Raw genomic sequence first — 10,430 nt, forward strand, 5'->3', positions numbered from 1 at the left:
TCAACCAAGATCCTGTGGGGACCTTCGACGAGATGACGACCCTTGCAATCCTGACGGCCGCCGGCTCAGGATCCCGACTGGGGCGTGACCTGCCCAAGGCTCTGGTGGAGCTGGACGGCTTCCCGCTCGTGCTGCACGCCGCCCGACGCCTCTCCGCGTCGGGCGTCGTCGACTCCCTGGTCGTCACCGCACCCGACGGCCTGGTGGGTGTCATGACCGAGCTCCTCGCCGGCGACCCCCACGTGCTCGTCCCGGTCCGGGTGACGGACGGCGGTCCCACGCGTCAGGCCTCGGTCTCGGCCGGCCTGGCGCTGGCCGACCCCGGCGACGACGTCGTCGTGGTGCACGACGCCGCACGGCCCCTCGTCCCCGCGGACCTCGTCCAGCGGGTGGTGGGCGCCGTCCGCGGCGGGCACGGCGCCGTCGTACCCGGGCTGCCGGTCACCGACACCGTCAAGCAGGTCTGCCCCGACGGCGACGCCGAGCTGGTCACGGGCACCCCTGACCGCGCGTCGCTGCGCGCCGTGCAGACGCCCCAGGGCTTCGCGCGCGACCTGCTGGTGCGCGCGCACCGGTCGGGCGCCGCGCGGGCGGCCGCCGAGCACCTGGCGGCCACGGACGACGCGGGTCTCGTGGAGGCCCTGGGCGAGCCCGTGCACATGGTCGCCGGGGACGCGGCCGCCTTCAAGATCACCACCGAACGCGACCTGTGGCTCGCGTCCCTCGTGCTGCAGGAGACCATCGCATGACCGACGCGCCGGGCACGCCGGAGACCCCGTACCCCCTGCCGCGCACCGGCATCGGCGTCGACGTGCACGCGTTCGCGCCGGACGGCTCGGACCGCGAGCTCTGGCTCGGCGGCCTGCACTGGCCGGGGGAGCGCGGCCTGGCCGGCCACTCCGACGCCGACGTCGCCGCGCACGCGGCCGCCGACGCGCTGTTCTCCGCGTCGGGTCTGGGCGACCTCGGGTCGCACTTCGGCACCGGCCGCCCGGAGTGGGCCGGCGCGTCCGGGAGCACCCTGCTCGCGGAGGCCGCGAGGCGCGTCCGGGCTGCGGGGTACATCATCGGTAACGTGGCAGTCCAGGTGATCGGAAATCATCCACGGGTCGGTACCCGGCGCGACGAGGCTCAGGCGGCGCTGTCCGCGGCCGCGGGCGCGCCCGTCTCGCTGACCGCGACCACGACCGACGCGCTCGGCCTCACGGGTCGCGGCGAGGGCATCGCGGCCGTCGCGACGGCGCTCGTCGTGCCCCACGGCGGGACGGGTGGGTCCGGCGGGGCCGGCGGGGTCCGCGAGGTCCGCGAGGGCAGGGCATGAACAAGCGCAAGCCGCTCGACCAGCGCCGGGCCGAGATCGTCGAGGCGGGCCTGAGCGTCGCGCTGCGCGAGGGGGTCGAGTCGGTGACCGTGCGCCGGGTAGCGCAGGAGGCCGGCATCTCGCTGGGCACCGTGCACTACTGCTTCGACGACAAGGACGCCATGCTGCGGGCCATGGGCCGCAGCATCGCGATGCGGGCGTCGGAGCCGGTGATCGCCGCGCTCGAAGTGGGCCCGGACCGCAAGGCGCTCGCGTCGGCCACGGTCGACGCGCTCCTGGTGGGCCTCAAGGAGCACCAGCACATGCGCCTGCTGACCTTCGAGTTCGCCGTGTCCGGCGCGCGCACCCCCGTGCTGCGCGAGGTGGCGCAGGCGCACCTCAAGCAGAGCATCGCGATGACGCGCGAGTACCTGCAGCGGCTGGCCGACGTCGCCGGCGTCACCTGGGCCACCGACATCGGCGACCTCGCGCGGATGACGGCGCTGCGCATCGACGGCATCGAGCTCGCCTGGATGGTGGACCAGGACGACGAGGCGGCGCGCGAGGGGTTCGCGGTCCTGGCGCGCGACGTGTTCGACGAGATGCGGCCCGAGCAGTAGCGGCGCGTCAGCCCAGGACGCGCCGGGTGTAGGCGTTCGAGAACACCCGGTCCGGGTCCGCGGCGTCCCGCGTGCGCCGGAAGTCCTCGAAGCGGGGGTACTGCCCGGCGAGGTAGCCGGCGTCGCGGGTGTGCATCTTGCCCCAGTGCGGGCGCCCGCCCACGGCCCCGAAGATCTGCTCGGCGGCGTCGAAGTAGCGCCCGTACGGCAGGCGCCAGTACTGCTGCACCGCCACGTACGCGGTCTCGCGGCCGTGGGCCGTGGACAGCCACACGTCCTCGGCCGGGGCGAACCGGATCTCGAGCGGGAACGGCACGTTCTCGCCCGTGCGGCGCAGCCACCCGTCGAGCTCGCGCAGCACGTCGACCACGACCGCGCGCGGCACGGCGTACTCCGTCTCGCGGAACCGCACCCGCCGCGGGTTGCACAGCACCTCGTGCGAGGGGGCCGTGTAGGTGCGCGGGCGCAGCGCCTGGGCGGCGAAGCGGTTGAGGGTGGGGGTCGTGGCCGGGAAGGCCGTGGCGGTGCGGTTGACCAGCTCCAGCCCGGCGTTCGACAGCACCTCCTCGTGGACGAACGTGCGGACGGCGCCGGCCGCGCCGAGCACGCGGCGCCCCGCGCGGGCCGGCCGGCCGTGCTCGGCCCGCGGGGCGACGCGCGTGTTGGTCAGCGTCTGCACGCGGCGTGCGGTCGGGAACCAGAAGAACTCGAAGTGGTCGGCCTCGTCCACCAGCTGGTCGAGGTGCCCCAGCACGTGGTCCAGCGGCTGCACGTCCTCGGTCGCCCGCAGGTCGAAGGCCGGGACGGCCTCGACCGTCACGGTGCTCAGCACGCCTGTCGTGCCGAGGCCGAGCCGGGAGGCCTCGAACAGGTCGGCGTTCTCGGTGGGGCTGCAGTGCCTGACCTCGCCGTCGGCGCCCACGACGGTGAGGGCGCGCACCCGGGTGGCGAGGCCGCCGAACCGGGCGCCCGTGCCGTGCGTGCCCGTCGAGACGGCGCCGGCGATGCTCTGCCGGTCGATGTCGCCGAGGTTCTGCATGGCCAGGCCGCGCTCGGCGAGCAGCCGGTTGAGCTGGTGCAGCCGGATCCCGGCGCCGACCGTGACGAGCGCGTTGCCCGTCGCGGGGTCGCGCTCGACGCGGTGCAGGGCCGTGAGCCGCTCCAGGTCGACCTGCACGCCGTCCGTCGCGGCCGCCGCAGAGAAGGAGTGCCCCGCCCCGACGGGGCGGACGGTGAGGCCGTCCCGCACCGCCTGGCGCACGGCGTCCGACAGCTCCTCCTCGGTGGCCGGGCGCACCTGGCGCACGGGGGTGGCGGAGGCGGTGCGCGCCCAGTTCGTCCAGATCATCGACGCACTATGCCACGGTTCGGTATGCAAGGAGTAGCGTTCGGGCATGACTTCCGCCGCTGGGACCGCCGCACGGCTGACCGCCGCCACCTCCGGCCTGCCCGCGCCCGTCGCCGTCGTGGACCTCGACCTGTTCGACGCGAACGCGCTCGACCTGCTCAAGCGGGCCGACGGCGTCCCCGTCCGCGTCGCGTCCAAGTCGGTCCGGGTGCGCGCGCTCGTCGACCGCGCCCTGGGACACGGGTTCGCCGGCGTGATGGCGTACTCGCTGCGCGAGGCCCTGTGGCTGGTCGGTGAGGGCGTGCACGACGTCCTGGTGGGCTACCCGACCGTGGACGCGCAGGCGCTGGCCACCCTGGCCGCCGACCCGGTGGCGCGCGCCGAGATCACCCTGATGGTCGACGACGCCGCCCACCTCGCCCTGGTGGCCGCCGCGCAGGAGCGGGTCCGCGGGGCGGACGGCGGGGCCGAGCCGCAGCCCGTCCGGGTCTGCCTGGACGTCGACTGCTCGCTGCGGGTCGGGGCCGGGCCGCTGACCGCGCACCTCGGCGTCCGCCGGTCGCCGCTGCGCGAGCCCGCCGACGTCGCGGCCCTCGCGACCGTGGCGCAGGCGCACGGCCTGGCGGTGCGCGGCCTCATGTTCTACGAGGCGCAGGTGGCCGGGCTGCCGGACACGAGCCCCGCCGTCCGCCTGGTCAAGCGGCTGTCCATGCGCGCGGTCAACGAGCGCCGCGTCCGCATCCTCGCCGCGGTGCGGGACGCCGTCGGGCACGACGTCGAGCTGGTCAACGCGGGCGGCACGGGGTCGATCGAGGTGAGCGGCTCCGCCCCCGGCGTCACCGAGGTGACCTCCGGCTCGGGCCTGTTCTGCCCCGGGCTGTTCGACGACTACCGCTCCTTCGAGGCGCGGCCGTCCGCGTTCTTCGGCCTCGACGTCGTGCGCGAGCCCGCACCCGGCTGGGTCACGGCGTTCTCCGGCGGCTACGCGGCGTCCGGCAAGGCCGGGGCCTCCCGGCTGCCGCGGCTGTTCACCCCCGGCTACGCGCTGAGCGGCACCGAGGGTGCCGGCGAGGTGCAGACCCCGCTGCGCGCAAGCCGCGGCACCGGACCCGACGGCCGCCTGCGCACGGGCGACCGCGTGTGGCTGAGGCACGCGAAGGCCGGCGAGATGATGGAGCGGTTCGACCAGGTGCACCTGGTGCGCGGCGCCGACGTGGTCGAGACCGTGCCGACCTACCGCGGCGAGGCCAAGAACTTCGGGTAGCCACGTCAAGTAGCCGATGTCGGGTAGAACTGACCCATGCCCACGCTGCACCACCGCAACCGGCCCATGACGGGCCGCGACCCGCACGAGCCGGCGCGCACCGCCACCCCGCTTGAGCTGCTGTTCGACCTCGCGTTCGTGGTCGGGTTCGGCGTGGCGGGGGAGCAGGGCGCCCACCTCCTGGCCGAGGGGCACGTCGCGGCCGGCGTGATCGGTTTCGCGTTCTCGATGTTCGCGATCTGCTGGGCCTGGATCAACTTCACGTGGTTCGCCTCGGCGTTCGACACCGACGACTGGTTCTACCGCGTCACCACGATGGTCCAGATGACGGGCGTCGTCGTGCTCGCCCTCGGCCTGCCCGCGCTGTTCGGGTCCCTCGACGAGGGCGAGCGCGTGCACAACGAGGTCATGGTCGCCGGGTACGTCGTGATGCGGCTGGCCATGCTCGTGCAGTGGCTGCGCGCGGCCCGGCAGGCGCCCGAGTACCGCGCCACGTGCCTCGCGTACGCCCGCACCCTCGTCGTCACCCAGGTGGGGTGGCTGATCCTGGCCGTCGCGCCGGTCAGCGTCACCGTCTTCCTCGTGGCCGGCGTGCTGCTCGGCGTCGCCGAGATGACCGGACCCTGGCTGGCCGAACGCCGCCGCACCGACCGGCCGGGCGGGCTGCCCACCCCCTGGCACCCCCACCACATCGCCGAGCGGTACGGGCTGCTCGCCATCATCACGCTCGGCGAGGGCGTGATCGGCACCGTGGCGTCGCTGTCCGCCGTCGTGCACGAGTCCGGGTGGACGCTCGACGCCGCACTCGTGGCGCTCGCGGGCACCGGCCTCACCTTCGGCCTGTGGTGGACGTACTACCTCACGCCCGACGCCGAGATGCTGCACCGGCACCGGGACCGGTCCTTCGCCTGGGGCTACGGGCAGATCGTGGTGTTCGCGGCGCTGGCCGGCGTCGGGGCCGGGCTGCACGTCGCGGCCTTCTACCTGGAGGAGGAGTCGCACGTCGGCGCCGTCGGCACCGTGCTGGCGCTCGCGGTGCCGGTGCTCGTCTTCGTCGTGGCCGACTACCTGCAGCTCTGGATCCTGACCCGCACCGTGGTGCCCCTGCACCTGTACCTGGTGCTGGGCACGGCGACGGTGCTCGCCGCCTCCGTCGCCACCGCGGCGGCGGGGCTGCCCATGCCGTGGGCGCTGCTCCTGGTGATGCTCGCGCCCGTCGTCTCGGTGGTCGGGTACGAGCTACGGGGACACGAGCACATGGCACGCCTGCTCGGGCAGGAAAAGGGGGCCTGAGCGCCGGTACCCTTGACAGGTGACTATTCGCCTGTATGACACCGCTGCGCGCGAGGTGCGCGACTTCACCCCCCTCACCCCGGGCGAGGTCGGCATCTACCTGTGTGGCGCCACCGTGCAGGCACCACCCCATGTGGGCCACCTCCGTCCGGTCATCGCGTTCGACGTGCTGCGCCGCTGGCTCACGCGGCGCGGCCTGAAGGTCACCCTGATCCGCAACGTCACCGACATCGACGACAAGGTGCTGGCCAAGTCGGCCGCCGCCGGCCGGGAGTGGTGGGCGCACGCCGCGCTGTACGAGCGTGTGTTCACCCAGGCGTACGACGCGCTCGGCGTCATCCCGCCCACCTACGAGCCGCGCGCCACGGGCAGCGTGCCCGAGATGGTCGCGCTCATGGAGCGGCTGGTCGAGAAGGGGCACGCCTACACCACCGGCGAGGGCAACGTCTGGTTCGACGTGCACTCGTGGCCCGCCTACGGCGAGCTCACGCGGCAGAAGGTCGAGGACCTGAGCCCCGAGGAGGGTGCCGAGGCGACGGGCGGCGCCGCCGCGGACAAGAGGAACCCGCACGACTTCGCGCTCTGGAAGGCCCCCAAGCCGGGCGAGCCCGAGTCGGCGTCCTGGGACACCCCGTACGGGCGCGGCCGGCCCGGCTGGCACCTGGAGTGCTCCGCCATGGCCCGCCGGTACCTGGGCGAGACGTTCGACATCCACGGCGGCGGCCTCGACCTGCGGTTCCCGCACCACGAGAACGAGCAGGCGCAGTCGCATGCGGCCGGCTACGGGTTCGCCCAGCGCTGGATGCACGTCGCCTGGGTCACCCAGGCGGGCGTGAAGATGTCGAAGTCGCTCGGCAACGGGCTGCTCGTCAGCGAGCTGCTGAAGCAGGCACCCGCCCCGGTCGTGCGCTACGCCCTGGCCGCCGTGCAGTACCGGTCCATGCTCGAGTGGGCGCCCGACACGCTGGACGAGGCCCGCACCACGTGGGAGCGCCTGTCGGGCTTCGTCACGCGCGCCTCGGAGCGCGTGGGTGGCGTGCCGGCCGACGAGGTCGCCAAGGCGGAGGTCCCCGAGGTGTTCGCGGCGGCGATGGACGACGACCTGAACGTGCCCCAGGCGCTCGCCGTCGTCCACGAGCACCTGCGGGCCGGCAACACGGCCCTGGCCTCCGGGACCGACGCCGAGGTCCGCGAGGAGCTCGTGACGCTGCGCGCGATGCTCGACGTGCTGGGCCTGGACCCGGCCGACCCGCAGTGGTCGACGTCGGGCGACGACCGGTACGCGACGGCCCTCGACGGGCTCGTCGCGGCGGAGCTGGAGGCGCGTGCGCAGGCACGCGCCGCGAAGGACTGGGCCACCTCCGACGCGATCCGGGACCGCCTGGCGGCGGCCGGCATCGAGGTCCAGGACTCCGCCGACGGCGCCCGCTGGGCGCTGTCCTGATCTGACGACCGGCCGGTCGCCGACCGGCTGAGAGACGAGAGACACGATGGCAGGCAACTCGAAGCGCGCCGGAGCGGTGCGCAAGGCCGGCTCCAAGAAGGGTGCCCAGGTCGGCACCGGCGGGCACAGCCGCAAGGCGCTGCGGGGCAAGGGCCCCACGCCGAAGGCGGAGGACCGTACCTACCACCCGGCGCACCAGCGCAAGATCGCGGCCGAGAAGCGGGCCGCGACCGCCCAGCGGCGCCCCGGCGCCCCGGGCGGGCGCGGTGCGGGCCGCAAGGGGGCCGGCGCGGCCGAGGTCGTGGCCGGGCGCAACTCCGTGCTGGAGGCGCTGCGCGCCGAGATGCCCGCCGAGGGCATCTACCTGGCCTCGCGCCTGGAGTCCGACGACCGCACGCAGGAGATCCTGGAGATCGCGCACGAGCGCAGCCTCCCCATGTTCGAGGCGTCCCGCCTCGACCTGGACCGGATCACCGACGGCGCCGTGCACCAGGGCGTGGCGATGAAGGTGCCGCCGTACGACTACCGGGACACCGAGGACCTGCTCGACGTCGCCGCCGCGGCCGGCGAGCCGCCGCTGATCGTGGCCCTCGACAACGTCACCGACCCGCGCAACCTCGGCGCCGTGCTGCGGTCCGGAGGGGCGTTCGGGGCGCACGGTGTGCTCGTGCCCGAGCGGCGGGCGGCAGGCGTCACGGCGTCGGCCTGGAAGGTGTCGGCGGGCGCCGCGGCGCGCGTGCCCGTGGCGCGTGCCACGAACCTGGCCCGCGAGCTCGCCGAGCTCAAGAAGGCCGGCTGCTTCGTGGTGGGGCTCGACGCGGGCGGCGACATGCCGGTGGGTGAGCTCGCGTACGCGACCGACCCGCTGGTGCTGGTCGTCGGGTCCGAGGGCAAGGGCCTGTCCCGCCTGGTGCGCGAGGCGTGCGACGCGATCGTGTCCATCCCGATCGCGGCGACCACGGAGTCGCTGAACGCCGCCGTGGCCGCGGGCATCACCCTGTACGAGGTGGCCCGGCAGCGGTCGGCCGCGAGCTAGGGCTCGGGCGCCGTTCCCAGCTCGGCCGGCCCGGGCTCGGCCGTTCCCAGCTCGGCCGGCCCCGGCTCGGCCTCGCCCGGGGTGAGGCCGAGCACGGCGTCCTCGTCCGGGCGGTGGCGCAGCACGTTCTCGACGTACGACCGCGCGGCCTCCGGCAGCGGGATGTCGCGCTGCGCCTGCTGGGAGATGAACCAGCGGTGGTCGAGGATCTCGTGGAAGAGCTGGGCGGGCTCCAGCTTGCGGCGCATCTCGCGTGGCACGGCGTCGATGGTGGGGCGGAACACCTGGCGCACCCAGGCGTGGGCGACGATCTGCTCCGAGTCGTTCTGCCGGTCGGTCGCGGCGCGGTAGCTGTCGAGGTCGTTGAGCAGGCGGCGCGCCTGGTTCTCCTGGACGTCGAGCCCGGTCAGGCGCAGCAGCCGGCGGGAGTGGTGTCCGGCGTCGACCACCTTGGGCTGGATGCGCACGGTGGTGCCGTCGATGTCCGTGGTGATCTCGAGCTCGCCCACGTCGAAGCCGAGGTCGTTGAGCCGCTCGATCCGGGCGGCCACCCGCCAGCGCTCGTCGGCGCCGAACGCCTCCGACCCCGTGAGCGCGTTCCAGAGCTCGTTGTAGCGCTCCACGAGGGCGTCGCCGATGGCGACCTCGTCGACCTCCTCGTCGAGCAGCTCGCCCGCCGCGAGGTCCATGAGCTCGCCGATGATGTTGGTGCGCGCCAGGTCGACGTCGTAGTTCCGCTGGCCGTCGGTGAGGCGGCGGTGCATGTCGCCGGTCTCGGCGTCCACCAGGTAGGCGGCGAACGTCTCGGCGTCGCGCCGGAAGAGGGTGTTGGAGAGCGACACGTCGCCCCAGTAGAAGCCCACGAGGTGCAGGCGCACCAGCAGCACCGCGAGGGCGTCGATGAGGCGCGTGGCGGTGTCGGGGCGCAGGTCCTGGCTGAACAGGGCGCGGTAGGGCAGCGAGAACGACAGGTGCTCGGTGACGAGCACGGCCTCCAGCCGCTCGCCGTCGGGCGCCCGGCGGCCGGTGATGACGCCCACGGGCACCACCGAGGGCACCTCGATGCGGTGGAGCTGGCGCAGCAGCTCGTACTCGCGGTAGGCGACGGTCTCGCCGATCTCCTTGATGGCGATGACGCGCCCGCCGTGGTTCACGAAGCGGACGATGTGCCGCGAGATGCCCTGGGGCAGCGCCGCCAGGACCTCGTCCGGCCAGTCGATCAGCGGTACGTCCCACGGGAGGTCCAGCAGCGCGGGGTCGGGTGCGACCGCGGTGATCTGGAGGTTGTGCTGGGGCATGGGCACCATTCTGAACGACGGGACCGCCGGTGCGGTTCGCTGGCGCGAGATAGAACTGTGGCGAGATAGAACTGTGGCGAGATAGAACGCCGGCTCTTGCTAGCGTTCTATCTCGCCACGGTTCTACTTCGCCACGGTTCTACTTCGCCACGGTTCTACTTCGCCACGGTTCTATCTCGGCGAAGGGGGGTGGGTCAGCCCAGGCGCTCGCCCGACGTGGCGGAGAAGACGTGGGAGTGTCCGGCCTGGATCGACACGGAGATGACGTCGCCCTTGTCCGGCACGCCGCGGGGGTCGATGCGGACGATGACCTGGTTGGTGTCGCCGGCCGAGAGGTCCACGTCGGCGGCGTCGCCCTTGAGGGAGCCGTAGACGAACGCGTCCGAGCCGAGCTCCTCGACGAGGTTGACCTCGACCTCGAAGGATCCGGGGGTGCCGGAAGAGACCACGTCCAGGGACTCGGGCCGGAACCCGAGGGTGACCTTGCCGTTGTCGCCGTCGGGGATCGCGGAGGCGATGGAGCGCTCCAGCGGGACGCTGGCCGAGCCGACCTTGACCGAGCCGTCCTTGACGTCGAAGGTGCCGATGTTCATCGCGGGGGAGCCGATGAACCCGGCCACGAACACGTTGGCCGGCCGGTCGTACATCTCCCGGGGGGTGCCGACCTGCTGCAGGATGCCGCCGTTGAGGACCGCGATCCGGTCACCCATCGTGAGGGCCTCGGTCTGGTCGTGGGTCACGTAGACCGTGGTCACGCCCAGGCGGCGCTGCAGGGAGGCGATCTGGGTGCGGGTCTGCACGCGCAGCTTGGCGTCCAGGTTGGACAG

General features: G+C 73.7%; 10 protein-coding genes. 7 read left to right on the forward strand and 3 right to left on the reverse strand.

Translation table 11 applies throughout. The annotated features are described in order from the left end of the window. Nucleotides 1-32: 32 nt before the first annotated feature. From ispD to APR03_RS19490, 3 genes are read left to right on the forward strand one after another with little or no spacing between them, the layout of a single operon-like run. Complete coding sequence (gene ispD, locus APR03_RS19480; RefSeq protein WP_253838353.1) at nt 33-749, forward strand: 2-C-methyl-D-erythritol 4-phosphate cytidylyltransferase; 717 nt, start codon at nt 33-35, stop codon at nt 747-749. Further along, the gene (ispF, locus tag APR03_RS19485) at nt 746-1,321 is read left to right on the forward strand and encodes a 2-C-methyl-D-erythritol 2,4-cyclodiphosphate synthase (protein ID WP_253838359.1); all 576 of its coding nucleotides are present in this window, start codon (nt 746-748) and stop codon (nt 1,319-1,321) included. The genes ispD and ispF overlap by 4 nt, the downstream gene beginning before the upstream one ends. Next, nucleotides 1,318-1,920: a TetR/AcrR family transcriptional regulator gene (locus APR03_RS19490; protein WP_253838361.1), complete on the forward strand. Its 603-nt coding sequence runs from the start codon at nt 1,318-1,320 to the stop codon at nt 1,918-1,920. Before ispF ends, APR03_RS19490 begins: the two co-directional genes overlap by 4 nt. Nucleotides 1,921-1,927: 7 nt before the next feature. On the opposite strand, the gene APR03_RS19495 is transcribed toward APR03_RS19490, so the two are convergent. Continuing rightward, complete coding sequence (locus APR03_RS19495) at nt 1,928-3,268, reverse strand: D-arabinono-1,4-lactone oxidase (RefSeq protein WP_253838364.1); 1,341 nt, start codon at nt 3,266-3,268, stop codon at nt 1,928-1,930. Between the two features lie 46 nt (nt 3,269-3,314). On the opposite strand from APR03_RS19495, the gene APR03_RS19500 reads away from it, so the two are divergent. From APR03_RS19500 to rlmB, 4 genes are read left to right on the forward strand one after another with little or no spacing between them, the layout of a single operon-like run. Beyond that, nucleotides 3,315-4,532, forward strand: a complete 1,218-nt coding sequence (locus APR03_RS19500; protein WP_253838366.1) for a type III PLP-dependent enzyme domain-containing protein — start codon at nt 3,315-3,317, stop codon at nt 4,530-4,532. Nucleotides 4,533-4,568: 36 nt separating this feature from the next. Further along, a complete protein-coding gene (locus APR03_RS19505; RefSeq protein ID WP_253838368.1) occupies nt 4,569-5,825 on the forward strand; it encodes a low temperature requirement protein A in 1,257 nt (418 codons plus the stop codon). A gap of 19 nt (nt 5,826-5,844) precedes the next feature. Next, nucleotides 5,845-7,269: a cysteine--tRNA ligase gene (gene cysS, locus APR03_RS19510; protein ID WP_253838370.1), complete on the forward strand. Its 1,425-nt coding sequence runs from the start codon at nt 5,845-5,847 to the stop codon at nt 7,267-7,269. Between the two features lie 46 nt (nt 7,270-7,315). After that, nucleotides 7,316-8,305: a 23S rRNA (guanosine(2251)-2'-O)-methyltransferase RlmB gene (gene rlmB / locus APR03_RS19515; protein WP_253838371.1), complete on the forward strand. Its 990-nt coding sequence runs from the start codon at nt 7,316-7,318 to the stop codon at nt 8,303-8,305. On the opposite strand, the gene APR03_RS19520 is transcribed toward rlmB, so the two are convergent. After that, the gene (locus APR03_RS19520) at nt 8,302-9,603 is read right to left on the reverse strand and encodes a DUF4032 domain-containing protein (RefSeq protein ID WP_253838373.1); all 1,302 of its coding nucleotides are present in this window, start codon (nt 9,601-9,603) and stop codon (nt 8,302-8,304) included. The genes rlmB and APR03_RS19520 overlap by 4 nt on opposite strands. A gap of 194 nt (nt 9,604-9,797) precedes the next feature. Further along, a partial coding sequence (locus tag APR03_RS19525; protein ID WP_253838374.1) for an ABC transporter ATP-binding protein occupies nt 9,798-10,430 on the reverse strand: 633 nt, incomplete at its 5' end.

The sequence above is a fragment of the Promicromonospora thailandica genome (assembly GCF_024171955.1).
Lineage (GTDB): Bacteria > Actinomycetota > Actinomycetes > Actinomycetales > Cellulomonadaceae > Promicromonospora > Promicromonospora thailandica.